Raw genomic sequence first — 23,897 nt, forward strand, 5'->3', positions numbered from 1 at the left:
AGTGGTATCCTGGCACTTACGCGTAGTAGCCTTTTTCAAAGACGATAACGGATTCCACAGGCAGACCCTCGTCTTCAAACGCATAGGGAGCGTAGACGCCAAAGCCATAGCGAAACGAAGTAAAACCATCCCCAGTCGTTTGCAAATCAGGATCATGCTCCCGCACGAACGCTTCTACCTCCTGATACGGCTGCCCCAGCAGATTTTTACCGTGAAAAAGAACTTCAACATCCGTATGAAACTCCATGCCTGCTCCCCCATCCCCGTGCTTTTTGCTGCTCATGTGACACTCGCGTCATTTCGGCCAGGCCAGGCGCAAATAGCGGCGGTACAGCGCATCCAGCCTGGCTGTACAATCGGGGATGCTGTCTGTGTACTCGCTCGCACAAGCGCTCCATTTTTCCAGTTTCTCGTCAATATACGCGTGAATCACTTCGATCCTTGGTTCCAGGTCAAGCTCGTCTCCCGCCATTTTGCGGCGCAGCAGCTCGTCAATTTCCCGCCGCAGGTCCGCATCTGTAACCAGCTCGTCTACTAACTGTTGAAACAGAATCGGCGGATTTGTCCGGTATTTGTGAATCCATTCGCAAGCCAGGATCGGGCGCAGGACGTAAAAGTATTTTTTGATGCGCACGCGGTCCCCCTGCAAATCCTTGCGGCAGTTTCCTTTCGCCATGCTTAAATAGTGGAGCATCGCTGTTTTTGGCGAAAACAGCTCGTTGCGCATTTGAAGCAGTTCCGCGCGAAATCCGAGTTCGTCCCGGTAAACGATACCGGAAGCCAGCCATTCGTGCAGAGCCGGGTTCGCTTTGCGAAACAGCTTCAACGCCTTTCGTATATCCCAGCCGTTTATATCGAGCCTTTCATCTATGGGCAGCTCCACGACATCCCGCCTGTCATCAATGGACAGGTACCACTCCGGCTTCCGCACATAAACAAACCGTACATCGTAGTCGCTATCCTGCGAGGGAAAACCCCAGGCCCGGCTCCCGGACTCGACGGCAAACAGCACCTTCAGTTCGTGCTCGTTTTCGATCTCCCGCAGTTTTTGTTTGATGAGTTCCTGCATCTTGCCATCTCTCCCAACATTTCTGAGCGCAAAACAAACGCACACGTGTCATCCCAATTTTTACCGTCAGTCCTGATTGTAGCAGTGTCGGCCTCAAGGATCTACTTCCGGCTGCCCAGCCTGAAAAAAACTCGCTGAACCCGTTAGTCTGGATTCAGCGAGCGAGTTTCCTGCGTTATTTCACAGTGACTTTGATCTTTACTTCTTCGCCTTTGTATTTGGCTGTAATCGTTGCGGTTCCTTTTGCCTTCGCTTTTACTTTTCCGCTCGTGGAAACAGTGGCGACCGAAGACTTGGACGTGCTCCAGCTCGCTTTTGAACCGGAGAGGGTCTTCCCATCATGGGTCAACGTGATTGTTTCCGATTCCCCTTTTTTCAGGCTCAGGCTGGTGTCGTCTGCCTCCAACAGCTTGCTGCCTTTGTCGTCTACCGTAACCTCGATTTCGACTTTTTCTCCTTTGTACGTAGCCGTAATCGTTGCGGTTCCTTTCTTTTTCGCTTTCACAACGCCATCGTCGTCAACAGTCGCGACAGATGATTTGGATGTTTTCCACTCTGCTTTGGAGCCTTTGAGCTTTTCGCCGTCATAACGGAGCGTAATCGTTTCCTCTTGCCCTTTTTTCAGCTTCAATTTGGTGTCGCTTGCTTCCAGCAGAGCCGCGCTGCCGTTGTCAACGGTGACTTCAATCTCTGCTTTGTATCCTTTGTATGTCGCAGTGATGGTTGCCTTACCTTTGCCTTTTGCCGTAATAACCCCATCCGATACAGTCGCTACGGAAGACTTGGATGTTTTCCAGGTCGCCTTCGATCCGGCAAGTGTGCTTTTGTCGTAGGTCAGCTTGATCGTTTTCTTTTCGCCTTTTTTCAGCGAAATTTTGCTGTCGTTAGCCTGGAGCTTGCCGGATTGGCTGTCGACTACATCCACGTTAATCTTGACCGACTTGCCTTTGTACTTGGCCGTGATAACGGCGGTACCGTTTGCTTTCGCCGTAATTTCTCCTCTTTTTACGGTCGCTACAGATTCATTAGAAGATTCCCAGTTCGCATCGAGACTGGATAGTGTTTTGTTGCCGTACTTCAGCGTAATCGTTTTCGTATCGCCTTTTTTGATGCTTACAGACGTACTGGATGCTTCCAGTTTCGGTTCTTCGCTCACGGAAACACGAATGCGGATTGAATCGCCCTTGTATTTCCCGGTGATGACATACATGCCCGTCTTATGTGCGGTTATGACCCCATTGCGAATGGTTGCAATCGAGCTGCTGGCAGGTGTCCAGCTTACCAGCGATGGATCCAGCGGACGGCCGTCGTATGTCACCTGCAAGGTGAACGGCGTCCCGATTGTTACCTGCGCATTATACGAAGGTGCCTCAAGCCCGCTCGAAGCGGCTTTTGCTACATAGCTGCTTGCGGCTTGGACGGTTGGTACTTGTGCAGACGCAATGCCCGTTACGGCGAACTGAACGGCGCAGATGGCTGCGACAGCGAGTGAAACGTTTTTCATGACATTTCTTTTTGTCAGCTTCATGTTATCCTCCACATTGTTTGCTTCATCAAATAGGACGAGTAAAATGGAAAAACGTCACATGAAATCACAAGTTTTTTAGAAAAACATTTGTTTTTAAAAAAACTTTTGTCAGGTGTTAAAGAGACTACTGTTTCGCTCGTTGAACAAACCAGGCTTGTCGGCCTTGCAACTTATGATGGCAAAAAGAAAAATGCCTCCCAGCCTATGCCTGGAAGGCCAATGATGATGCTTGGAGGAGTTTCATCGCGTCGAGTACAGTACATTGTACGCAGGTACAGTGACCGTTGCTGTAGACATATCCCCATTATCCAGGCAGCTCGGAGCCCGTTTTTTAAAAGGCCCCTACAAAATGCTCGATTGTCGGTTCTATATGCTCGCCACGGGTCGAGCCGGGCTGGAAAATGGCGACGACATCAAAGCGAAAAGCAGGCACCTGCCGCGGCTGGGCCTGCAAATAAGCGACAGCCAGCTCGCGCAGCTTTTGCTTTTTCCTCCACGTCACAGATTCGGCGGCTGTACCGCAGGCAAGACTGCTCCTGGTCCGAACCTCTACAAAGACCAGAGTCCGGCCATCCTGGGCGATCAGGTCAATCTCGCCCTGTCTCGTGCGTACATTTTGCCCGATGATCTGATACCCTTTTTGCAACAAATAATGCTTCGCGAGCTGCTCGCCTCGTTGTCCGAGAAGCCTGCGATGGTTGCTCATCTTTTGGCTCCCCCTTTGTCGAGCCGGTACACAAAGGCGAGAACTTCCGCCACTACCTGATACAGCTCAGGTGGAATTTGCTGGTCAAGATCGAGCTTTCCCAGCACTTCTACGAGCGAAGGGTCTTCCTGAATGGGGATGTCGTGCTCTCTGGCTGTTTTCAGCATATTCTCGGCAACGAAACCTTTCCCCTTTGCGACCACTTTTGGCGCTTCCATGACCCCGGCCTGATATTTGAGCGCTACTGCCTGCTTCCGCTTGTTGTCAGGGGATTGGTTCATATGCGCACATCCACCCCTTTGTAATCGGCAAAAATCGCTCCTTTGGCCTGACTCACTCCCGGCTTGCTGCTCTGCCTGTCCGGTATCGGCTGAATGCGCATGGCGGACAAATGATAGCCCACGTCGTGCAATTGCTTCGCAAACTGATCCTTCGTTTCCTGGGCCAGTGCCTCCAGCCAGGGAGAATCATTGAAGATTTGCAGGTTGACGATCCGGTTCACAATCCCGACGTCGACCATCGTCGTCCCCATGCCCTTTAGCTCCAGATGGAAAAACAAGCGGCAGTTTTCCGGGTCCAGCTTGCCGCTTCCTTGCTTTTTCGCTTCGATCTGCACAAAAGCCGTCTCATCGCCTTCTGCCTGGCGAATTGGAATTTGCAGCACGATTTGTGACAAAGTGTGGTTGCCCGGCTGCACCATCATCAACTGCTGTCCGGTTACTTGCTGCAGCAATTGTTCGGCTGCCTCGCGCAGCGCGGTCGGCACGGATTGCGCAGGAGCCTGACTGATCTGCAAAAGCAACGATTTCACTGTTTCGAGCTGCTTGTGCGCTCCCGGATCGACTGGCTGCTGGCCAAGCGCCTGCCCCATCAATTCGCGTTCATGGTTGATGCCCAAGTGCCGAAACAGTTCGAAGAGCGGGTTAGTGGAGGGTGCGCCTGCTCCAGTCCCCGTCACAGGCGGCTGCATTGCGCCATTCGCCTGTTGTCCGCCAGAAGTGTCAATAGCCCTGGCTGTCGCGGGAAGCTCGATATTTGCCCCCTGATTTTGCCCGGGAAAAAGTCCGGAAGGCTGCTGGCTGTTTTTCGTCCCTTCCAAAGCTGCTCCCGCTGGAAAAGCGCCGCCAGTCTGCTCAGGAACATCTCCCGCCTGGCGCATGCCATTTGCCGAAGCTGCGCTGGAAGGCGTTTCACTCGCCCCTGCTTTTGGCAAAGCACCTGGCAGACTGGTCGCTTTTCCCGAACCGTCAGCCGGCTGGCTGGCTGGCACTTGCGCTCCCGCCAACGGCATTCCGATTGATCCGGGAGCTACAGAAGCGTTTGACGCCGCCCCTTGCACGTTTGCAGACAACGCCGGGGAAGGGAACTGGCTGGCATTGCCTGTCGCCGCTGGCGCTGTGCCTTGACTGGGTGCATTCCCTGGTACGGCTGGTGCTGTACCTTGACTGGCATTTCCCGGCGCGGCTGATTTGTTGGAGACAGCCGCATCCTTGGCGTTTTCCGCTGTCGGCAGCAGCAAAGGCAGGGCAGCCAGCTTGTCTTTCAGTTGACCGACCACTTGCCGCACATCCGCGCTCATCGCTCCCGCTGCGCCTGGCCCGGAAGCAGAAGGCTGTCCAGGCGGCTTGGCGGCATTTTCCTTCTGATTCAAAAACAGCGTCGCTTCCTGCAAAAACTGCTGAATCGCCTGACTTAAGGGCTTGCCGGACACAAACGCCTTCAGTCCCGCAACCGAATCCGGCGTCAACGGCAAATTGCGCTTCATCGCCAAGAGGAAAGCATCGACCGTCCGCTCATCCATCCCGATCCGCTCTGCCACCTGCGAAAAAGCCTGAACGATCTCCTTGGTGACAGGCAAATTGGCATTCACGAGCGCCTGTACGATTGCCTTGCTCTCTTTTGTCTCCGCAATGCCGAGCGAGCGCATCAGGCTTTCCAGCGATGCTTCCTTTCCATTCGCTTCCGCAGGCGTGTCCAGCACTTTCAAGGTTACGACTCCAGTAGAAGGCTGAACCTCCAGCCACGCCTTTTGACCCGCTTCAAGATTCGCCTCCATCTTGGCCAGAACCTGCATCCCGCCGATCTGGACCAGTGCCATTTGCTCCGGGTAATGCTTGACCACCGTGCCTTTGAATACTTGTCCGGGCGTCAGCTCTACCGGTTTGACATTAGCCGAAGATGTCTTTTGCACGAAAGACGACATGATTTGCGACGTGGAAAACATGGATTCCCCTCCTTCGAAAGTGCTGTGCAGTCAGTCAGGCTTGTTCTTTCACCCCGGTAAAGCTCATGCGGTGAAGCGGTGTCGGTCCGTATGCAGCAATGGCTGCGAGATGCTCGGCTGTCCCGTAGCCCGCATTTTTCTCGAAGCCGTACTGCGGGTATTGTTTGGCGTACTCCGCCATCATCCTGTCTCTCGTCACTTTTGCCACGATGGACGCTGCTGCGATGGATACGCTTTTCGCATCGCCGCCAATGATCGGGATTTGCTTGCAGGACACTCCTGCCAGTTGCACGGCGTCGATCAAAAGCACATCAGCAGGCACCCCGGCGTCTTCGATGGCTGCTTTCATCGCTTCCTTGGTCGCGTTCAAAATATTGACCGCATCAATCCGCGCAGCGTCGACGATGCCGATTCCAACTGCAACCGCATCCCGCATAATCACTTCGTAAAACGCCTCACGTGTCGCCACCGGAACCTTTTTCGAATCGTTCAAGCCTGGCAAATAAAAATCTTTTGGCAAGCAGACGGCACTCGCCACGACAGGTCCTGCCAATGGCCCGCGCCCTACCTCGTCCACCCCAAATACGTGCTGGTGTCCGTCCGCATAGAGTGCGCGTTCGTATGTACTCATCTCGGTCCATTGTTGCTGAAGCTTGGCCTGCCGAGCCTTCGCCGCTTCCACCTGCTTCGCCAGCGCCTGCACGCCTGCCCGTTTGTCCGCTTGCAAACATTGTAGAAAATCACTAGGTACTTCGTCCAATTTTTCGATCGCCATCCGTATTTCTTTTATCGACATATCTGCCAGATTCATTGACTCATTTCTCCTTCTTATGAAAAAAACCGTCTATCAGCAATGGATAGACAGGTTTTTCGTGTGCGCCAATCGTTATTCCATAAGCGAGAGCGGCTTGCCGATCGGTTCGTCCATTTCCCAGTCAATCGGGCGTTCCAGGGAGATCGTCCCGAGCTTCCCGGAGCGCAACTCCCGCAAAAAGATTTCCGCCGCCTTGTCGTAATCGATGTTGCCGCCCGAAATGAGGCAGCCGCGCTTTTTCCCGATCTCCTCCAGCATGGCGATGCGATCTTCCGGCAGCTCCTTCAGCTTGAAGCGTTCGATCAGGCGTTCCGGATAGTAGTGCATCATATAGCTGATGACAAACAGCGCTACTTCTGTAAAGTCAAGCAGTTCGTCCTTGATCGCACCGCTTGCCGCCAAGCGCAAGCCAACCATCTGATCTTCAAACTTGGGCCAGAGAATCCCCGGAGTATCGAGCAGTTCAAGCGTGTCGCCCATCTTCACCCACTGCTGCGACTTCGTGACAGCCGGACGGTCGCCCGTTGCCGCAACAGAACGCTTGGACAGGCGGTTAATCAACGACGATTTTCCGACGTTGGGGATTCCTAAAATCATGATGCGGATCGCTCGTGCCTGCATTCCGCGTTCGCTGCGCTTTGCCAGCATGTCTGCCGCCAGCTCCTTGCACAGCTCCGGCAGCTTGTTTACGCCTTTTCCACTCAAGGCATCAATCGGCAGCGTGCGAATGCCCTCGTTGCGGAAATAGGCCATCCATTCTTCGGTTGCCTTCTCGTCCGCGAGATCGGCTTTGTTCAGCAAAATTAATCTCGGCTTGTCACTGACAATCTCGTCAATCATCGGATTCCGGCTGGAAAGGGGCAGCCGCGCATCGAGAAGCTCGATCACCACATCAATCAATTTCAGCTTTTCCGTCACCTGGCGGCGCGCCTTGGCCATATGTCCGGGAAACCATTGGATCGTCATGTTGTCTCACCTACCTTGAAGCAATTGCATTATCTCGTCATGCGAATACTTGAAATCGGCCAGAACGTAAATTCCGCTCTGCCAACCACCGTACTGACAGCAACAGGACCGATTGCCCGGCTGTCATGGCTGTTCGGCCGATTGTCGCCCATCACGAAAATATGGCCTTCCGGTACCGTGACGGGCGGGAAGTCATTTGTAAAATACGACTTTCCCTGTTGTTTTGCCTGTTCCTTATGTTGTGCAAGATATGGTTCTTCAACCATGTTGCCGTTGATGTAGAGCTGATCGTTTTTCACCTCGACGGTATCTCCCGCCACCGCGATGACGCGCTTGATAAAGTCGCGCGTCTTCTCTGCGTGAAACACGATGATGTCCCCCGGCTTCGGCTCTTGCAAATAGTAAATGGCCTTGTTGACGACCAGTTTTTCGCTGTTATGTAACGTCGTTTCCATGGACTCGCCCTCGACGATAAACGGGGCAAACAAAAAGGTTCGAATGAGAAAAGCGAGAATCAAGGCAATACCAAGCGCCTTCGTCCATTCCCACAGCTCATTTTTCTTCGTGCGACTGGAGGATACTTCTTCGCTCATCACTTACGCCCTCCCAACCTGGCTCGTCCAACCCTGTAAATGGAAAAAAGAGGCCTGGCAAGCAGACCAGTCCCCTTTTCAAGCGCTTCGCTTATCGACGAATTTCTTTAATACGAGCTGCTTTACCTACGCGATCGCGCAGATAGTACAGTTTCGCACGACGTACTTTACCATGACGCACGATTTCGATCTTGTCGATCTTAGGCGTGTGTACTGGGAACGTACGCTCAACACCTACGCCGTAAGAGATCTTACGAACAGTAAATGTTTCGCTGATACCTGTACCGCGACGGCGAATAACTACGCCTTCGAACAGCTGAATACGCTCACGCTGACCCTCGATAACCTTAACGTGTACACGAACGGTGTCACCAGGTCGGAACGCAGGAATATCCTGTTTCAATTGCTCTTTTTCCAATTCACGGATAACTTGGTTCATTTCAATTCCCTCCTTCCGATAGACGTTCTTACTCGTCTCACCAGTTTGGCTCGGCCATCCGGCAGGAGGCCGATTACGAATAGCGGACCGCCTTAGTCAGCGGGCAAAATTGCCACAAGAAGTATATTAACATAATAGGCAGGAAACTACAAGACCTGCTCTACAATTTTTCTTCCATGTTTTGCTCTTGCTCAAGCTCTGCCAATAGCTTTTTCATCTCGTCTGTCAGCTCCAGCTTTGCAAGCAAATCGGGACGGCGCGCCTTCGTTCTGCGCAATGATTCTTTCAGGCGCCAGCGCTCAATGTTGGCATGGTGCCCGGAGAGCAAAATGTCCGGGACCTTCCAGCCGCGAAACTCCGCCGGGCGTGTATAGTGCGGATATTCAAGCAATCCGGTCGAAAACGAGTCCTCGACGGCCGACGACTGATTTCCGAGAGCACCCGGCTGCAGGCGAACGATGCTGTCAATCACGACCATCGCGGCCAGCTCGCCGCCAGTCAGCACGTAGTCGCCAATCGAGATTTCGTCCGTGACCAAATGCTCACGAATGCGCTCGTCATAGCCTTCGTAATGGCCGCAGATGAACACGAGATGCTCCTCCTGGGCCAGCTCCTCCGCCAGCTTTTGGTTGTACGGCACGCCTTGCGGGCACATGAGGATGACACGCGGCTTCTTGCCTCCTGTGATCGCTTCTACTGCCCGAAACAACGGCTCGGGCTTCAGCACCATCCCCCCGCCGCCGCCGTATGGCGTATCGTCCACCGTTCCATGCTTGCTCTCGGAAAAATCGCGAAAATTGGTGACGTGAAAGTCGACCAGCTGCTTCTCGCGGGCTTTTCCCAAAATGCTGCTGGACAAGACACCCGTAAACATTTCGGGAAACAGCGTAAAAATGTCAATCCGCATCGGAAGCACCCCCTACAGCAAGCCTTCCATCAGATGGCAAACCACGCGTTTGTTGGCGATGTCCACTTCTTTGATGCAGTCATCGATAAACGGCAGCAAAACCTCTCCGCGCCGCCCTTTTACGACCCACACGTCATTGGCTCCCGGCTGCATCACATCGACGATTTTTCCGAGCTCTTCCCCTTCGTCCGTGAACACGACGCAGCCGACCAACTGATGGATGTAAAACTCGTCCTCTTCCAGCTCCATCAGCGCTTCTTCCGGAATTTTCAGTTCGCCGCCCTTGTATTTTTCGATGTCGTTAATATGTCCATAGCCTTCGAAGCTCAAAATCTCAAAACCTTTATGGGCGCGGCGAGTCGCGACTTTCAGCTTCAACGGCTCAGCAAGAGACGGGTGAAATAAAAGCAGCTCGCTTCCTTTGCGAAACCGTTGGTCGGGAAAATCCGTCGTCGAAATGACGCGCACTTCGCCCCTGAGCCCGTGCGTATTGACCAGCTTGCCCACCTTGTAAAACTTTTGGTTGCTCAAGCGTATCCACTCCTTCTATTCATCGGCTGCATGTTCTGCCGTTTGGCGAATCTCATGCACTCGTCCATCTTTTATCATGATTTCCGTTCCGGTCATGATTTCATCCCAAACATCACCTACTCGGATCGTGACAGGACTTTGCACAGTCTGATAGTCCATTTCGCTGCCCTCGGGAAGACTCTCTGCCTGCTGCAAGGCAAAAGAGAGCTGTGCGATTTTTTCCTTGCGCCTCCGCTCTTCCTGGGCAATCTTTTCTTGTGCAAGCGCATATGTATCCGCAGACTTTTTCTTCGCCTCAGCCAAAATTTTTTTCGATTGGAACTGCCATTGCTCCCATTCTTCGCGCTGCTGGCGAAGCTGTCTGCTGTACTGGTCAATCAGCACAGCACGGGACGCTTCCGTCATGATGAGTTTGACCTGTACCGACCGAAAAATCGTGAGCATGTCCTGTCACTCCTTTCGTCGTATCCGTTCCTATCAACAAAAAAGACTGGGAAAGCTCCCAGCCTTTTTTCAAACAATCTCAACCGTGACGCGCTTGTCCGTTTCCACGGATGCCGCCATCACGACAGTACGCAGGGCTTTAGCGATCCGTCCTTGCTTGCCGATGATCTTCCCCATATCATCAGGGTGCACCGACAATTCATAGACGAGAATGCGCTCTTTGTCCACTGCATTCACACGAACCTCATTCGGATGATCGACGAGAGCTTTTGCGATCGTTTCGACCAGCGCTTTCATCATCAGACCTCCAGATGACCGACTTACTTGCCGTATTTGGTTTCGTGCACTTTTGCGAGAACGCCTTCTTTGGAGAGAAGGTTACGAACGGTATCAGTCGGAGCTGCACCATTCAGGATCCATTGTACCGCTTTTTCGGTATCAATTTTCACCACTGCCGGTTGAGCAACCGGATTGTAGTAACCGATTTCTTCAATGAAACGGCCATCGCGAGGGGAACGGGAGTCAGCTACTACTACACGGTAGAAAGGAGCTTTCTTGGAACCCATGCGTTTCAGACGGATTTTAACTGCCATGTTGTGTCACCTCCTGTATGGATCAACGCAAGATGAACATCTGCGTTGGTGCTACTATATCTGAACCATCGCGCTGTCTGACAAGTCAGCGGCGCGAAGAGATCATGCCTTTTTACTTGAACGGTGGTTTGAAATTGAACGGGAAGTTCATGCCGCCTTGGCTGTTTCCTTTTCCTTTGCCCAGGAACGGCAGTCCGAAGCCGCCTTTTTTCTTCGACTTCTTGACCATCTTGTCCGCGACGCCAGAGAATTGCTTCATCATTTTTTTCATTTCCTCGAACTGCTTGATGAACCGATTCACTTCCTGAATGCTTGTGCCGCTACCGTTTGCAATGCGCTTGCGACGGCTGGCGTTCAACAAGTCAGGGTTGGCACGCTCTGCCTTGGTCATGGATTTGACGATTGCTTCCACGCGGGCAATCTGCTTCTCGTCCACGTTCATTTTGCCTTTCATCTTGTTCATTCCGGGCAGCATGCCGAGAATGTCTTCAAAAGGCCCCAAATTGCGCAATTGCTGCATGGAATCCAGGAACATGTCGAAGGTAAATTCCCCTTGACGCATCTGGCGCTCCATGTCGCGCGCCTTTTCTTCATCCAGGGACGCCTGCGCCTTTTCGATCAGGCTGAGTACGTCACCCATTCCCAAAATGCGGGAAGCCATGCGGTCCGGATGGAACGGTTCGAGCGCATCCAGCTTTTCACCTGTCGCCGCAAACTTGATCGGCTTGCCGGTGACAGCTTTGACGGATAGTGCCGCACCGCCTCGGGTATCCCCGTCGAGCTTGGTGAGAACCACGCCAGTCAGTTCGAGCTGGCTGTTGAAGCTCTCCGCCACATTGACGGCGTCCTGACCTGTCATCGCGTCCACGACGAGCAAAATCTCATCGGGCTTGGCAACTTCGCGAATTTGCTTCAACTCGTCCATCAGCGCTTCATCAATATGCAGGCGACCTGCCGTATCGAGAATCACCACGTCGAGGTGATTGGCTTTCGCGTGTTCAATTGCCTGGCGAGCAATGTCAACAGGACTGACTTGATCTCCGAGAGAGAAGACGGGAACATTCAGTTGCTCCCCCAAAACTTGCAGCTGCTTGATCGCAGCCGGACGGTAAATGTCCCCTGCCACCAGAAGCGGCTTCTTGTTTTGCTTTTGCAAATACTTGGCCAGCTTACCAGTCGTGGTCGTTTTCCCCGCCCCTTGCAAACCCGCCATCATGATGACGGTCGGCGGACGGTGTGCCATCGTCAACTGAGCTACGCTGCCACCCATTAGGGCGACCAGCTCTTCGTTCACGATCTTGATGACCATTTGGCCTGGCGTCAGGCTTTTCATGACTTCCTGGCCGACTGCGCGCTCTTTGACGCGAGCGACGAAGTCTTTTACTACTTTGAAGTTAACATCTGCTTCCAGCAGGGCAAGGCGGACTTCCCGCATCGCTTCATTGACGACGGTTTCGTCGATCTTTCCTCTGCCGCGCAGTTTGTCAAATGCGTTTTGCAGCCGATTGGCCAAGCTTTCAAACGCCATGCGAGCCCTCCTAATCCATCTCTGACAGTTGGTGGAGCAAAGTGTTCAGCTCGTCTCTTGTCTCGCCTTCCGCAAGCTCATTCACAAGCTCGCTCATTCGCGCCAGCACTTCCATTCGCTTTTCGTGGCGCTGTGCCAGACGAAGCTTCTGGTCGTATTCGAACAGCTGCTTTTCCGCCCGCTTGATGTGGTCGTAAACAGCCTGTCGACTGACCTCGTGCATCTCGGCAATTTCCCCGAGCGACAAATCATCCAGATAGTAAAGCTCCAGATATTCTCGCTGCTTGCCCTTGAGAAGCGGTGCATAAAAGTCAAACAAGAGATTGACTTGATTGGTCTTTTCCAGCATGAAACCAATCCTTTGCTGTGAGGTACTCGGTTCGAAACTGTAAAGGCTTTTTCTTTACAGCACGTAGATTATAGTACCTAATTCTACACCTAGTGTCAAGGTTTTTTATTGACATCTTTTTTTACGTTCCAGACATTATGATTCTACGCGTTTTCCTGCGTTTCGGCTTCATCTTTTTGGATCAGCCCGGCAAACAGCGCATGCACAAACTGCTCCGGATCGAACGGCTGCAAATCGTCCATTTTCTCGCCAAGGCCGACGTATTTGACCGGAATGTTCAGCTCGTTGCGGATCGCAATGACGATCCCGCCCTTCGCCGTACCGTCGAGCTTGGTAAGGACAAGGCCGGTCACTCCGGCGGACTGGCCGAATGTCTTCGCCTGGGACAAGGCGTTTTGCCCTGTCGTGGCGTCGAGCACGAGCAACACTTCATGCGGCGCGCCAGGAAGTTCGCGCTGTAGCACGCGGTGCACCTTCGCCAGCTCCTCCATCAGATTGACCTTGTTTTGCAGACGTCCGGCTGTATCGCACAAAAGCACGTCGACCTTGCGCGACTTGGCGGCCTGGACGGCGTCGTAAATGACAGCGGCTGGATCGGAGCCTTGCTGCTGCTTGATGACGTCAACGCCGACGCGCTCGCCCCATACCTCCAGCTGCTCGATCGCGGCTGCCCGGAACGTATCGCCTGCGGCCAAGAGCACGTTTTTGCCCTGCTGCTTGAACATGTGCGCCATTTTCCCGATGGTCGTCGTTTTGCCGACCCCGTTGACCCCGACAAACAAAATGACATTCAGGCGTCCGTCCTCGACGTTGAGCGCACTGTCTGCCGCCTCGTCGTTTTTCAGCAGGGCCACCAGCTTCTCCGACAAAATCGGTTGCAGGTCCAGGGCGTTTTCGATTTTTTGCTTGCGCACTTCTCCCCGCAAATCGTCGATCAACTCCATGACGGTGTTGACCCCGACGTCGGACGTAATCAAAATTTCTTCCAGCTCATCAAAGAAATCGTCGTCGATTTTTTTATAGCGGCGGACGAGATCCTCTACTTTTTCCACCAGCAAATCTCGCGTTTTCGCCAGTCCATCCGTAAACTTCTGGGTTACTTCTTCGGATTTTTGGACAATCGCGTCACGAAGTCGCTTGAAAAAGCTCATGTTCATCTTCCTTTGCGGATAATCTTGTCAAAAAGCTCGCATGAAGCCGAGCTTCAGTTGTATTCTCATTTCTATTGCTTTTGGGCACTGACGATGCCGCGGCGAATTACGAGGCGGACTCGACGAATTTGTCGCTGTCCTCCAGCTTGACCGAAACCAGCTTGGACACGCCGCCCTCCTGCATCGTAATCCCGTACAAAACGTCTGCGCTCTCCATCGTGCCTTTGCGGTGCGTCACGCAAATGAACTGCGTCTGGCTGCTGAACTGCTGCATGTATTCGGCAAAGCGGTTGACGTTTGCCTCGTCCAATGCCGCTTCCACCTCGTCGAGCACGCAGAATGGCACGGGCTTGACACGCAGAATGGCAAAGAGCAACGCCATCGCCGTCAGCGCTCGCTCGCCCCCGGAGAGCAGGGCCAGGTTTTGCAGCTTTTTGCCTGGCGGCTGCGCCACGATGTCGATTCCCGTTTCGAGCAAATTGTCCGGGTTGGACAGAAGCAAATTGGCTCGTCCGCCGCCGAACAGCTGCACAAACACGTCGCGGAACTGCTCGGAGATCGCTTCAAACGTTTCCTTGAAGCGGCGCGACATCTCCGTATCCATCTCCTGAATCACCTGATAGAGCATGTCTTTTGCTTCATTCAGATCGGCTTCCTGCGCACTTAAAAACTGCTGGCGCTCATAAAGCCGCTCGTATTCCTCAATCGCTCCGAGGTTGACCGTACCCAGTGCGGCAATTTGCTTTTTGAGTTGGGCGACGATTTGCATCTCCGCTTGCAGTTCCCCGCGCGGCGGGTATTTCTGCTTCGCCAGATCGTAGCTCATTTCGTATTCTTCGGAGAGTTTGTTCAACAGATGATCAAGCTCTACCTCACTGCGGTTGACCTTCACTTCCTCATGATGGAGCTTTTCTTCCAGTGCTTTAACCTCGCGGCGAATTTCTTTTACCTGCACTTCTACCTGCTCCTGCTTGTGGAACAGCGTCGCCCGCTCGTTGCGGCGTTCGGCAATCAGCCCGGCTACGCGCTCCTTGTCCTGACGCAGCTCGGCGATCCGCTGATCGAGCTCAAGCCCGGACGATTCGTTCGTGCGCTCCAGTTCGTCGAGTGCGGCGAGGTTCGCGTTTTGCTCTTCCCATTCGCGCTGGAGCAAGTTTTTTTGTTCGAGCAGGCGCTCCGTCTGCTCCAGGCGGGACTGGTGTTCCTGTTTCACCTGGGCGTTCAGCACTTTTAAGCTGGTAATTTTCTGGTTCATTTCTTCCTTGGATTCCAACTGTTCCTGGCGCTTGGCCTCGGCTTCGGCAATCTGCTCGTTCAGCTTTTGCTCTTCCTGCTCCAGGACGGCCAAGTCCGCTTGAAGCTGCTCCTCTTTGCGCAGCGCTTCTTCCATCTCTTTTTGGTAGGCGGCAATATCTTGCTCTACCAGCTTGGCCCGTTCAGCAAGCGAGCGTCCCTCTACTTCGGTTTGCTGCAGGAGGCCCTTGACTTCCTGCTCCTTCAACCGCAGCGCTTCGCCTTGCGAGCGGAGCGCTTCCTGTTCTTCTTCCATGCGGCCAAGCTCTGCCGCCAGTTGTTCCATTCGAGTAGTATGTCCAGAAATTGCCTCTTCGATTTCACGCATTTGCGCTTCGAGTTCTTCTGCCTGGCGATTGCGTCCGAGCAGGTTGGCGCTGTTTTTCTTCAAGGCGCCCCCTGTCATCGAACCGCCTGCGTTAACGATGTCGCCTTCGAGCGTCACGACCCGGTAGCGATAGCCGAGCGTGCGGGCGACGCGGTTTGCCTGCTCCAGCTTTTCCGTGACGATGACGTTGCCGAGCATGCTTTCCACAATTGCACGGTACGCTTCCTCAAACGACACCAGCTCGCTGGCGATCCCGACCACACCGCTTTCTTTTGCCAGCAGCTGTCGGTCACTGGCCTGCAAGGTGCGCGGCCGGATGACATCTAGCGGCAAAAAGGTAGCGCGCCCTGCATTGTGCTGCTTCAAGTAAGCAATCGCGGCGCGCCCTGCCGCCTCGTTATCGACGACGACGTTTTGCAGCGCTCCGCCCAGGGCGACCTCGACTGCTGTTTCGTACTGCTGTGGCACGACGACCAGCTCGGCGACCGCGCCGTGGATACCTTTGAAGCCGCGCTCGCGTGCCTTGAGAATTTCTTTTACCCCTTGCTGGAACCCGGCAAATTCAGACTGCATCTCTTTGATGAGGTCGAGGCGGGACTTTGCCGCTTCTCTTTTTTGCTCGGACTGGCGCAGTTCCCGGCGCACCTGTTCCATGCGCGCCTGTCCATCGCGCAGGCCGTCCATTAACTGCTTGTAGCGGTTAACTGTATCCTGAATCGACTGATCGATCTGGGTCAGTTGCTCCTGCAGCTCGGCCATTCTCACCTGGCGCTGCACCTCTTCCAGATCAAGCTGCTCCTTGCCGGACAGTTGGCGGTCAAGGCGCGCCTGCGATGTCTGCACGAGCTGCTGCTGATGGCGGATTTCGTTGCGCAGGTTGGCCATTTCGTTCAGCTTTTCAAAGTAGTCGCCTTTCAATCGTTCCACATCGTCTGTCAACGACTGGACCATGGAGAAAAACTGCCCCTCTGCCTCCTGCAACGAGGCATGCGCTTCCGCCAACCGCCGATCCGCTTCCTTGACCCGCTCCTGCTCTTCGGCAAGCTCCGCCTCCAGCGCGTGCTGCTTCTCTGTCAGCCTGTGCATCTGCTCCATCGTCTGCTGGCGATTGGCGCTCAAGTTGCGCATCCGCTCGCGCAATACTTCGCGCTGGCCTTCTACCTTTTCCGTCTCCTCACTCACCGTCAGCAGAACGTGCTGCAACTCCTCGATCGACTGGTCGATTTGCGTGACCGAGAAGCGGGCCTGCTCCAGATCCGCTTCGTGCCTGGTCGCTTCCGTCGTCTGCGTAATCAAAAGCTCGCGCAGCTCCTGCACACGCTGCGTCGCGGCCTCCCATTTGCTGTGCGCGGCCTCGATCTGCTGCACGTACAGTGCGACTTCATGCTCGACCAGCTTGCTGTGCAGCTCGTTGTACAGCTTCGCCGTCTCTGCCTGCTCTTGCAGCGGTCCGATCTGCTCGTTAATTTCACTGACGATGTCGTGGATGCGCACGAGGTTTTGCTCGGTGTCATCGAGCTTTTTCTCCGCCTCGCGCTTGCGGGTCTTGTACTTGACGATTCCTGCCGCTTCTTCAAAAATGCCGCGGCGATCTTCTGACTTGGTGCTGAGAATTTCTTCGATTTTTCCCTGGCCAATAATGGAATACGCTTCTTTTCCCAGACCCGTATCCATGAACAGCTCCATAATGTCCTTCAAGCGGCAGGCTCTGTTGTTTATGTAATACTCACTCTCACCAGAGCGGTAGACTCTGCGTGTGATAGAAACCTCTGAATATTCCACATCGAGGGAACGATCCGTATTATCCAGGGTGAGTGTCACTTCGGCAAAGTTCACTGGCTTGCGCTTGTCACTGCCCGCGAAAATAATATCTTCCATCTTCGCCCCGCGCAGCGACTTGGCACTCTGTTCTCCGAGCACCCAGCGGATCGAGTCGGAAACGTTGCTCTTGCCGCTTCCGTTTGGACCGACTACCGCTGTCACTCCCGGTACGAACTCCAATTCCGTCCTGTCGGCAAAAGATTTGAATCCCGCCAGCTCCAGACGTTTCAAATACATACTTACGGTCCTCCTTACCAAACCATCCCAACTGCCCGGTACGCACGGCATGAATCGGATGGTACCCGAAAAGAGCCCCTGTGTCAGACAGGAGCTACTCCACTGAGAGTCTTCGTGGGCATATCGAGATAAGTGTATCACAGAAAGCTGCCTTCACGCAGTATTTTCCCAGCTTTTCCAGGCCGGAACAAAGAAAGCTACACCACCTGCGCCCGCAGATGATGCAGCTTTCTTTTCTTCAGCTTCTATTTCTCCCCCAGCTTTACCAATGCCCGGGCTGCTGCCTGCTGTTCCGCTTCTTTTTTGGAGCGGCCAGAGCCAATGCCAAGCGAACGATTGTTCAAAAGCACTTCCGATACGAACTCTCGATTGTGAGCTGGTCCTTTTTCTTCTACAATGCGATACTGGATGTCTCCCAGATTGTCCTGTTGAACAAATTCCTGCAACTGGCTCTTGAAGTCTGTCACCTGGGCAAACTCTCCCTTGTCGATTTTGGGGTAGACGTATTTTTCCATGAAGGAAAACACGGCATCCAGGCCCTGATCCAGATAGAGGGCACCAACAAAAGCTTCAAAAACGTCCGCTAGCAAGGCAGGTCGCTGGCGTCCACCAGTCAACTCTTCCCCTTTTCCCAGCAAAACGAGATCGCCAAAATTCAACAGTTCAGCAAATTTGACGAGAGAAGGCTCACAGACAATCGCTGCCCGCAGCTTTGTCATTTCGCCTTCGCTCATCTTCGGAAAAGTTTTGTATAAAAACTGGGAAACAGTCAACTCAAGCACAGCATCTCCCAAAAACTCCAGCCGTTCGTTGTCTGATATCCGTTTGCCGCGTTGCTCGTTCACGTAGGAAGAATGGGTGAATGCCTGCCGCAGAATGCTCTCATCCCGAAAGCGAAAGCCTATCTTCTCTTGCAGCTGTGCAAAATTCATCACCCTCACCACCATTCCAGGAGACTGCCTACTTTTTTTCTCAGTAGGGCTCATTTATGCTTCGTATCGTTTCAGAACCACCGTTGCATTATGACCACCGAATCCAAACGTGTTGGAAACAGCCACACGGACGGTCGCCTTGCGCGCATGGTTAGGAACATAGTCGAGATCACATTCCGGATCAGGGTTTTCCAGGTTGATCGTCGGAGGAAGCACCTGGTCGCGCAGGGCAAATGCTGTCGCAATTGCCTCGACACCGCCTGTCGCTCCGAGCAAATGGCCTGTCATCGACTTGGTCGAGCTGACAGCCAGCTTGTAAGCGTGCTCGCCAAACACCTCTTTGATCGCCAGTGTCTCCGCAATATCGCCCTGATCCGTAGAGGTACCGTGTGCGTTGATGTAGTCTACCTCTGTCGGATCAATACCTGCGTCACGCAGCGCATTTTTCATGCAGCGCGCTGCCCCTTCGCCGCCTGGCGATGGAGCCGTGATGTGATGGGCATCCGCGCTCATGCCGTAGCCGATCACTTCTGCGATGATGTTTGCGCCACGTTTTTTTGCGTGCTCCAGCTCTTCCAGGATCAGCACGCCTGCCCCTTCTCCCATGACGAAGCCATCGCGGTCTTTGTCAAACGGACGGCTCGCCTTTTGCGGCTCGTCGTTGCGAGTGGACATCGCTTTTGCGGAACAAAAGCCGGCAAACGCCATCGGACGCACCGTCGCTTCCGCTCCCCCTGCGATCATCACATCCGCGTGATCGAACTGGATCAGGCGCAGGGCATCCCCGATTGCGTTTGTTCCTGTCGCACATGCGGTAATCGCGCTGGAGGTCGGTCCTTTTGCTCCGAATTGAATGGAGACTGCACCGGAAGCCATGTTGGCAATCAGCATTGGAATGAAGAACGGACTTACACGGCGTGGACCTTTTTCCAGCAGCACCGAATGCTGCTCTTCCCATGTAGACAGCCCGCCAATTCCGGACCCGATGTATACACCCACTCGTTCCGCATTTTCTGGGGTAATTTCCAGTTTCGCATCCTCTACCGCCATTTTGGCAGCAGCCAATCCAAACTGAACGAATCGGTCTGTACGTCGTATTTCTCTTTTGTCCAAGTACAGTTCAGGGTTGAAGTCTTTTACTTCACCCGCGATCTGCGTCGGAAAATCTGAAGCGTCAAAAGCAGTCAAGCGGTCAATACCTGATTTTCCTTCCAGCAAGCTGTTCCAGAAGGTCTGCGCGTCATTTCCCACCGGGGAGACGACACCAACGCCAGTAATCACCACTCTTCGTTTCATTACGATCACCTCTATATAAAAGTCAGCAGTCAGCTTCTTGTCGCACACTTCATGCCTAACGTAACTTCCTGATATGTATTCGGCGGCAATTGAAGGAGAAGTCCCGTATGGTACGGGACTTCGAACTGATTGATCTACTTGTGAGATTCTATGTATTTTACAACCTCACCAACAGAAGTGATCTTTTCAGCATCTTCGTCAGAAATCTCTAGGTCAAACTCGTCTTCGAGTTCCATTACGAGTTCCACTACATCCAGGGAGTCAGCGCCCAGGTCTTCTTTGAAAGAAGCTTCCAAAGTAATCTTGGACTCATCTACACCCAGACGATCGACGATGATTTTCTTCACGCGCTCCAATGTATCTGCCATTTTGCTTCACCCCCTCTCCCGTATTATAGTAGATGAGCTTGCAAAAAACCAGTTTACATGTACATGCCGCCATCCACATGCAGCGTTTGGCCTGTCATGTAATTGGCTGCGTCGGAAGCAAGGAACAGAACGACGGAGGCAATATCCTCTGTCTGGCCCAGGCGTGCGAGCGGAATCTGGCTGATAAGGCCAGCTTTGACATCCTCCGGCAGCACGGCTGTCATCTCGGTGTCGATAAAGCCAGGCGCTACCGCGTTCACGGTGATGCCGCGGCTCGCCAGCTCGCGGGCGGCTGTCTTGGTCAGGCCGATGACGCCTGCTTTTGCCGCCACGTAGTTAGCTTGCCCCGCATTGCCGAGCACGCCGACCACGGACGTAATGTTGATGATTTTGCCCGAGCGTTGCTTCATCATCGGACGAGTCGCCGCTTTCAGGCAATTAAATACGCCTTTCAGGTTGGTGGCAATGACTTCATCCCACTCTTCTTCCTTCATGCGCATCAGCAGGTTGTCGCGGGTAATCCCGGCGTTGTTGACGAGAATGTCGATAGTACCGAAATGGTCGAGTGCGGCCTTGAACATTTCCCCCACTTCCTCAGCCGAAGAAACGTTGGCGCGAACCATGATCGCATCGCGGCCGAGTTCCTTGACCTTGGCGACTGTCTCGGCTGCTGCCGCTTCACTCCCTGCGTAGTTCACCACGACATTCGCCCCTGCTTCGGCCAGCTTGATGGCAATCGCACGGCCGATCCCGCGGGAAGCGCCTGTCACAAGTGCTGTTTTTCCTGTTAACATAATAACCCTCCGTTCAAAAGCTCAGTCAAGGACTCCATGTCCTGCACCGAAATGATCGTCGTCTCGGCTGGCGCGATCTTTTTAATCAGTCCCGCGAGCACTTTGCCTGGCCCGATCTCCACGAACGTGGTCACGCCCGCTTCGACCATCCACTGTACCGAATCCTCCCACAAAACCGGAGCCGATACTTGCTGCACAAGCTGCTCGACGATCGTCGCCGCTTCGGTAACAGGGCGTGCCGTCACGTTTGCCACCACAGGTACGCTTGCGTCCTGGACTGTGACGCCTGCAAGCACTGCCTGCAATTTGTCTGCGGCTGGCTGCATCAGGCTGGAGTGGAACGGTCCGCTCACATTCAGCGGAAGCACACGCTTCGCTCCCTGTGCCTTGGCCTTTTCGCCCGCCAGCTTGACGCCTTCCGCCGAACCGGAGATGACGATCTGGCCTGGGCAGTTCATGTTCGCTGGCTGAACCGGATGACCGGAAGCCGTCACTTCCTCGCAGACTGCTTGCAGAGCAGCCCGGTCCATGTTCAGAACTGCTGCCATCGCGCCCTGGCCTGCCGGAACCGCTTCTTCCATGAATTGACCGCGTGCGCGGACGACTTTTACCGCATCGGCAAAAGACAGCGCCCCTGCAGCCACCAGCGCCGAATATTCACCCAGGCTGTGACCTGCCACGAAATCTGGCGCGTAATCCGGAAGTTTTTCTTTCAAAGCAGCAAGCACAGCAACACTCGCCGTCAAAATCGCCGGCTGCGTATTTGCCGTCAGCTTCAGTTCTTCTTCCGGTCCTGCAAAGCACAGGCCAGACAGCGAAAAGCCGAGCGCTTCGTCTGCCGTTTCAAAAATGTGACGGGCTGCTGCCGATTGCTCCGCGAGCGTTTGCCCCATTCCTACGAATTGCGAGCCTTGGCCCGGAAAAACAAATGCTACTTTTCCCACTACTGTACGCTCCCTTCCGCTGGCGTGGTCGACCATTTCAGAAGCGTAGCTCCCCAGGTCAAGCCGCCGCCGAAACCTACGAGAATGACGTTATCGCCTTCTTTGACCCGACCCGCTGCAATCGCTTCATCCAATGCTACCGGAATGGACGCAGAGGACATGTTTCCGTACCGGTCGAGGTTAATGACCACTTTGTCCTCTGAAAGGCCGAAGCGTTGGACAGCGGAGTCGATAATCCGCTTGTTGGCCTGATGCGGCACCAGAAGGTCGATGTTTTCCCGGTCGACTCCGGCTTTGGACAATACCGCTTCCGTCGCGGAGTTCATCACGCGCACAGCGAATTTGAACACCTCGCTGCCCGCCATCGAGAGGTAGTGCAGATTTTTTTCGACCGACTCGCTCGAAGCCGGGATGCGCGAACCGCCAGCCGGCAGGCACAAAAGCTCGCCGCCTGCGCCGTCTGCGCCAAGCTCAAACGACTGGAAGCCAAAGCCTTCGCGGACTTCGCCGATCACCGCCGCACCTGCGCCGTCTCCGAACAGCACACATGTGTTGCGGTCTTTGTAGTTCGTGATTTTGGAAAGCGTCTCTACCCCGACGACCAGCACGTATTTGTACAGGCCGTTGGCAATGAATTGAGCCGCAGTTGTAATGCCGTACAAAAAGCCTGTGCAGGCAGCCGATACGTCAAGCGCCGCAGCGCGTTTTGCGCCCAGCTTTTCCTGCAGGATGCAGGCAGTCGACGGGAACATCATATCAGGCGTAACGGTTGCCACGATAATCATGTCAAGCTGCTCTGCGCTGATGTTGGCTCGCTCCAGCGCTTTTTTCGCAGCTTCATAAGCAAGGTCGGAGGAAGCTTGCTCCGGTGAGCAAATGCGACGTTCCCGGATTCCGGTGCGGGAAACAATCCACTCATCTGTTGTTTCCACCATTTTTTCCAGATCGAAGTTGCTGAGCACTCTCTCAGGTGTATAGGAGCCTGTAGCCAAAATGCCTACTGAACGCTTTTTGTCCATCTGCCTCACTCGCTTTCTCCTGTTATATTTTTTTGCAGTGCCTGCGCAATCACTTCGTTCACATCTTGCCGCACGAAGCGGGCTGCGCTGGCAATCGCGTTTTTCATCGCTCGCTCGTCAGAGGAGCCGTGTGCCTTGATGACAGGGCTTTTCAGGCCCAACAGCGGTGCTCCCCCGTATTCCGCGTAGTCCATTTTGTTCTTGAAGCGAACGAGCCCCGGCTTCAATATGGCCGCCCCTACTTTATTAATCAGCGTCGAAGTAAACTCCTGCTTCAACAGCGAAAAGATTGTGGAGGCTGCGCCCTCTACCGCTTTCAGCAGCACGTTGCCGACAAAGCCGTCACAGACGAGCACATCGCATGCCCCTTGCATGACGTCACGCGCTTCCACGTTGCCGACAAAATTCAGGTCTGCCTGGGACAAAAGCGGGAAGACGGCTTTGGTCAGCTCGTTTCCTTTTCCTTCTTCCGTCCCTACGTTGAGCAGTCCGACTTTCGGATTTTCAAAGCACAGCACTTTTTCTGCGTACAGGCTGCCCATCACCGCGTATTGCAGCAGGTGATGCGGCTTTGCATCCATGTTGGCACCGACGTCGAGCGTAAGCGTGACGCGGCCCAGTACATTCGGGATAAAGGCGGCCAGAGCGGGACGTTCAATCCCCTCCATGCGGCCTGCATAGAGCAGGCCTGCCGTCATCAGCGCACCTGTATTCCCTGCAGAGATCGCTGCATCCACGATTTTTTCGCGTGCCATCTCCACTGCTACGACAAGCGAAGAATGTTTCTTGCGACGTACAGCTCGAACCGGTTCATCATCTGGCAAAATCACTTCCGTAGTAGGAACGATCTCGATGTTTGCCGGCAAGTCTTGCGGCAAGTGGTTCCGAATGGCCTGTTCATCTCCCACCAATACAACGGTAATGGCCGGGTTTTCCTTGATGGCAGCAAGCGCCCCCAAAACTGTACTTCGCGGTGCGTTATCGCCGCCCATCGCATCAACTGCAATTCGCAACCGTGTCTCC

The 23,897-nt window shown here is 54.0% G+C and carries 26 protein-coding genes; all 26 read right to left on the minus strand.

Features of this window, described 5'->3' with window-relative positions; translation table 11 throughout:
• Positions 1-16: 16 nt before the first annotated feature.
• Positions 17-247 (minus strand): hypothetical protein, encoded by a 231-nt coding sequence (locus AAFJ72_RS12995; RefSeq protein ID WP_432774252.1) that lies wholly within the window; start codon positions 245-247, stop codon positions 17-19.
• A gap of 48 nt (positions 248-295) precedes the next feature.
• Complete coding sequence (locus AAFJ72_RS13000; RefSeq protein WP_432774253.1) at positions 296-1,069, minus strand: nucleotidyltransferase domain-containing protein; 774 nt, start codon at positions 1,067-1,069, stop codon at positions 296-298.
• Positions 1,070-1,244: 175 nt separating this feature from the next.
• Positions 1,245-2,597 carry an Ig-like domain-containing protein gene (locus tag AAFJ72_RS13005; RefSeq protein ID WP_432774254.1) on the minus strand — a complete coding sequence of 451 codons (1,353 nt, stop codon included), beginning with the start codon at positions 2,595-2,597 and terminating at the stop codon, positions 1,245-1,247.
• A gap of 331 nt (positions 2,598-2,928) precedes the next feature.
• Entirely contained in the window at positions 2,929-3,303 is a 375-nt protein-coding gene (locus AAFJ72_RS13010; protein ID WP_432774255.1) for a YraN family protein, read from the minus strand.
• The gene (locus AAFJ72_RS13015) at positions 3,300-3,584 is read right to left on the minus strand and encodes an EscU/YscU/HrcU family type III secretion system export apparatus switch protein (protein WP_122905714.1); all 285 of its coding nucleotides are present in this window, start codon (positions 3,582-3,584) and stop codon (positions 3,300-3,302) included. The genes AAFJ72_RS13010 and AAFJ72_RS13015 overlap by 4 nt, the downstream gene beginning before the upstream one ends.
• Positions 3,581-5,527, minus strand: coding sequence for a hypothetical protein (locus AAFJ72_RS13020; protein WP_432774256.1), 1,947 nt, complete (start codon positions 5,525-5,527; stop codon positions 3,581-3,583). The genes AAFJ72_RS13015 and AAFJ72_RS13020 overlap by 4 nt, the downstream gene beginning before the upstream one ends.
• A 34-nt stretch (positions 5,528-5,561) precedes the next feature.
• Positions 5,562-6,338, minus strand: coding sequence for a ribonuclease HII (locus AAFJ72_RS13025; protein WP_432774257.1), 777 nt, complete (start codon positions 6,336-6,338; stop codon positions 5,562-5,564).
• Positions 6,339-6,413: 75 nt separating this feature from the next.
• A complete protein-coding gene (ylqF, locus tag AAFJ72_RS13030; protein ID WP_432774258.1) occupies positions 6,414-7,307 on the minus strand; it encodes a ribosome biogenesis GTPase YlqF in 894 nt (297 codons plus the stop codon).
• A gap of 29 nt (positions 7,308-7,336) precedes the next feature.
• Complete coding sequence (lepB, locus tag AAFJ72_RS13035; RefSeq protein ID WP_432774259.1) at positions 7,337-7,900, minus strand: signal peptidase I; 564 nt, start codon at positions 7,898-7,900, stop codon at positions 7,337-7,339.
• Positions 7,901-7,991: 91 nt separating this feature from the next.
• Positions 7,992-8,339 (minus strand): 50S ribosomal protein L19, encoded by a 348-nt coding sequence (gene rplS / locus AAFJ72_RS13040; protein ID WP_023557202.1) that lies wholly within the window; start codon positions 8,337-8,339, stop codon positions 7,992-7,994.
• Between the two features lie 160 nt (positions 8,340-8,499).
• The gene (gene trmD, locus AAFJ72_RS13045) at positions 8,500-9,246 is read right to left on the minus strand and encodes a tRNA (guanosine(37)-N1)-methyltransferase TrmD (RefSeq protein WP_432774260.1); all 747 of its coding nucleotides are present in this window, start codon (positions 9,244-9,246) and stop codon (positions 8,500-8,502) included.
• Between the two features lie 12 nt (positions 9,247-9,258).
• Complete coding sequence (gene rimM / locus AAFJ72_RS13050; RefSeq protein ID WP_432774261.1) at positions 9,259-9,777, minus strand: ribosome maturation factor RimM; 519 nt, start codon at positions 9,775-9,777, stop codon at positions 9,259-9,261.
• Positions 9,778-9,792: 15 nt separating this feature from the next.
• Positions 9,793-10,221, minus strand: a complete 429-nt coding sequence (locus AAFJ72_RS13055) for a YlqD family protein (RefSeq protein WP_432774262.1) — start codon at positions 10,219-10,221, stop codon at positions 9,793-9,795.
• 69 nt (positions 10,222-10,290) lie between these two features.
• On the minus strand, positions 10,291-10,518 hold the full coding sequence (locus AAFJ72_RS13060; RefSeq protein WP_122905722.1) for a KH domain-containing protein: 228 nt from the start codon (positions 10,516-10,518) through the stop codon (positions 10,291-10,293).
• Positions 10,519-10,541: 23 nt separating this feature from the next.
• Positions 10,542-10,814 (minus strand): 30S ribosomal protein S16, encoded by a 273-nt coding sequence (gene rpsP / locus AAFJ72_RS13065; protein ID WP_005834322.1) that lies wholly within the window; start codon positions 10,812-10,814, stop codon positions 10,542-10,544.
• Positions 10,815-10,926: 112 nt separating this feature from the next.
• Positions 10,927-12,342, minus strand: coding sequence for a signal recognition particle protein (gene ffh, locus AAFJ72_RS13070; RefSeq protein ID WP_432774263.1), 1,416 nt, complete (start codon positions 12,340-12,342; stop codon positions 10,927-10,929).
• A 10-nt stretch (positions 12,343-12,352) separates the two neighbouring features.
• Positions 12,353-12,691, minus strand: a complete 339-nt coding sequence (locus AAFJ72_RS13075; protein WP_122905724.1) for a putative DNA-binding protein — start codon at positions 12,689-12,691, stop codon at positions 12,353-12,355.
• Positions 12,692-12,834: 143 nt separating this feature from the next.
• Positions 12,835-13,842, minus strand: a complete 1,008-nt coding sequence (gene ftsY, locus AAFJ72_RS13080; protein WP_432774264.1) for a signal recognition particle-docking protein FtsY — start codon at positions 13,840-13,842, stop codon at positions 12,835-12,837.
• Positions 13,843-13,948: 106 nt separating this feature from the next.
• The gene (gene smc / locus AAFJ72_RS13085) at positions 13,949-17,521 is read right to left on the minus strand and encodes a chromosome segregation protein SMC (protein WP_432774265.1); all 3,573 of its coding nucleotides are present in this window, start codon (positions 17,519-17,521) and stop codon (positions 13,949-13,951) included.
• 245 nt (positions 17,522-17,766) lie between these two features.
• Positions 17,767-18,453, minus strand: coding sequence for a ribonuclease III (gene rnc, locus AAFJ72_RS13090; RefSeq protein ID WP_420796658.1), 687 nt, complete (start codon positions 18,451-18,453; stop codon positions 17,767-17,769).
• 54 nt (positions 18,454-18,507) lie between these two features.
• A complete protein-coding gene (fabF, locus tag AAFJ72_RS13095; RefSeq protein ID WP_432774266.1) occupies positions 18,508-19,749 on the minus strand; it encodes a beta-ketoacyl-ACP synthase II in 1,242 nt (413 codons plus the stop codon).
• Between the two features lie 134 nt (positions 19,750-19,883).
• Complete coding sequence (acpP, locus tag AAFJ72_RS13100) at positions 19,884-20,117, minus strand: acyl carrier protein (RefSeq protein WP_005834336.1); 234 nt, start codon at positions 20,115-20,117, stop codon at positions 19,884-19,886.
• A 53-nt stretch (positions 20,118-20,170) separates the two neighbouring features.
• On the minus strand, positions 20,171-20,911 hold the full coding sequence (fabG, locus tag AAFJ72_RS13105) for a 3-oxoacyl-[acyl-carrier-protein] reductase (protein ID WP_432774267.1): 741 nt from the start codon (positions 20,909-20,911) through the stop codon (positions 20,171-20,173).
• On the minus strand, positions 20,905-21,855 hold the full coding sequence (gene fabD / locus AAFJ72_RS13110; RefSeq protein WP_432774268.1) for an ACP S-malonyltransferase: 951 nt from the start codon (positions 21,853-21,855) through the stop codon (positions 20,905-20,907). Before fabD ends, fabG begins: the two co-directional genes overlap by 7 nt.
• A complete protein-coding gene (locus AAFJ72_RS13115; protein ID WP_432777192.1) occupies positions 21,855-22,874 on the minus strand; it encodes a beta-ketoacyl-ACP synthase III in 1,020 nt (339 codons plus the stop codon). The genes fabD and AAFJ72_RS13115 overlap by 1 nt, the downstream gene beginning before the upstream one ends.
• Before the next feature lie 5 nt (positions 22,875-22,879).
• The gene (plsX, locus tag AAFJ72_RS13120) at positions 22,880-23,887 is read right to left on the minus strand and encodes a phosphate acyltransferase PlsX (RefSeq protein WP_122905731.1); all 1,008 of its coding nucleotides are present in this window, start codon (positions 23,885-23,887) and stop codon (positions 22,880-22,882) included.
• Positions 23,888-23,897: the final 10 nt, after the last annotated feature.

The organism is Brevibacillus gelatini, assembly GCF_050920745.1.
GTDB lineage: Bacteria > Bacillota > Bacilli > Brevibacillales > Brevibacillaceae > Brevibacillus > Brevibacillus gelatini.

Excerpts from the sequence above, each read along its gene's own strand:
- fabG (WP_432774267.1), bottom strand. The coding sequence starts at position 20,911 with ATGTTAACAGGAAAAACAGCACTTGTGACAGGCGCTTCCCGCGGGATC.
- AAFJ72_RS12995 (WP_432774252.1), bottom strand. The coding sequence starts at position 247 with ATGGAGTTTCATACGGATGTTGAAGTTCTTTTTCACGGTAAAAATCTG.
- rplS (WP_023557202.1), bottom strand. The coding sequence starts at position 8,339 with ATGAACCAAGTTATCCGTGAATTGGAAAAAGAGCAATTGAAACAGGAT.
- ylqF (WP_432774258.1), bottom strand. The coding sequence starts at position 7,307 with ATGACGATCCAATGGTTTCCCGGACATATGGCCAAGGCGCGCCGCCAG.
- AAFJ72_RS13055 (WP_432774262.1), bottom strand. The coding sequence starts at position 10,221 with ATGCTCACGATTTTTCGGTCGGTACAGGTCAAACTCATCATGACGGAA.
- ftsY (WP_432774264.1), bottom strand. The coding sequence starts at position 13,842 with ATGAGCTTTTTCAAGCGACTTCGTGACGCGATTGTCCAAAAATCCGAA.
- rnc (WP_420796658.1), bottom strand. The coding sequence starts at position 18,453 with ATGAATTTTGCACAGCTGCAAGAGAAGATAGGCTTTCGCTTTCGGGAT.
- AAFJ72_RS13015 (WP_122905714.1), bottom strand. The coding sequence starts at position 3,584 with ATGAACCAATCCCCTGACAACAAGCGGAAGCAGGCAGTAGCGCTCAAA.
- AAFJ72_RS13000 (WP_432774253.1), bottom strand. The coding sequence starts at position 1,069 with ATGCAGGAACTCATCAAACAAAAACTGCGGGAGATCGAAAACGAGCAC.
- rpsP (WP_005834322.1), bottom strand. The coding sequence starts at position 10,814 with ATGGCAGTTAAAATCCGTCTGAAACGCATGGGTTCCAAGAAAGCTCCT.
- AAFJ72_RS13075 (WP_122905724.1), bottom strand. The coding sequence starts at position 12,691 with ATGCTGGAAAAGACCAATCAAGTCAATCTCTTGTTTGACTTTTATGCA.
- AAFJ72_RS13010 (WP_432774255.1), bottom strand. The coding sequence starts at position 3,303 with ATGAGCAACCATCGCAGGCTTCTCGGACAACGAGGCGAGCAGCTCGCG.
- AAFJ72_RS13005 (WP_432774254.1), bottom strand. The coding sequence starts at position 2,597 with ATGAAGCTGACAAAAAGAAATGTCATGAAAAACGTTTCACTCGCTGTC.
- fabF (WP_432774266.1), bottom strand. The coding sequence starts at position 19,749 with ATGAAACGAAGAGTGGTGATTACTGGCGTTGGTGTCGTCTCCCCGGTG.
- smc (WP_432774265.1), bottom strand. The coding sequence starts at position 17,521 with ATGTATTTGAAACGTCTGGAGCTGGCGGGATTCAAATCTTTTGCCGAC.
- AAFJ72_RS13115 (WP_432777192.1), bottom strand. The coding sequence starts at position 22,874 with ATGGACAAAAAGCGTTCAGTAGGCATTTTGGCTACAGGCTCCTATACA.
- AAFJ72_RS13020 (WP_432774256.1), bottom strand. The coding sequence starts at position 5,527 with ATGTTTTCCACGTCGCAAATCATGTCGTCTTTCGTGCAAAAGACATCT.
- ffh (WP_432774263.1), bottom strand. The coding sequence starts at position 12,342 with ATGGCGTTTGAAAGCTTGGCCAATCGGCTGCAAAACGCATTTGACAAA.
- AAFJ72_RS13025 (WP_432774257.1), bottom strand. The coding sequence starts at position 6,338 with ATGAATCTGGCAGATATGTCGATAAAAGAAATACGGATGGCGATCGAA.
- acpP (WP_005834336.1), bottom strand. The coding sequence starts at position 20,117 with ATGGCAGATACATTGGAGCGCGTGAAGAAAATCATCGTCGATCGTCTG.
- AAFJ72_RS13060 (WP_122905722.1), bottom strand. The coding sequence starts at position 10,518 with ATGAAAGCGCTGGTCGAAACGATCGCAAAAGCTCTCGTCGATCATCCG.
- trmD (WP_432774260.1), bottom strand. The coding sequence starts at position 9,246 with ATGCGGATTGACATTTTTACGCTGTTTCCCGAAATGTTTACGGGTGTC.
- lepB (WP_432774259.1), bottom strand. The coding sequence starts at position 7,900 with ATGAGCGAAGAAGTATCCTCCAGTCGCACGAAGAAAAATGAGCTGTGG.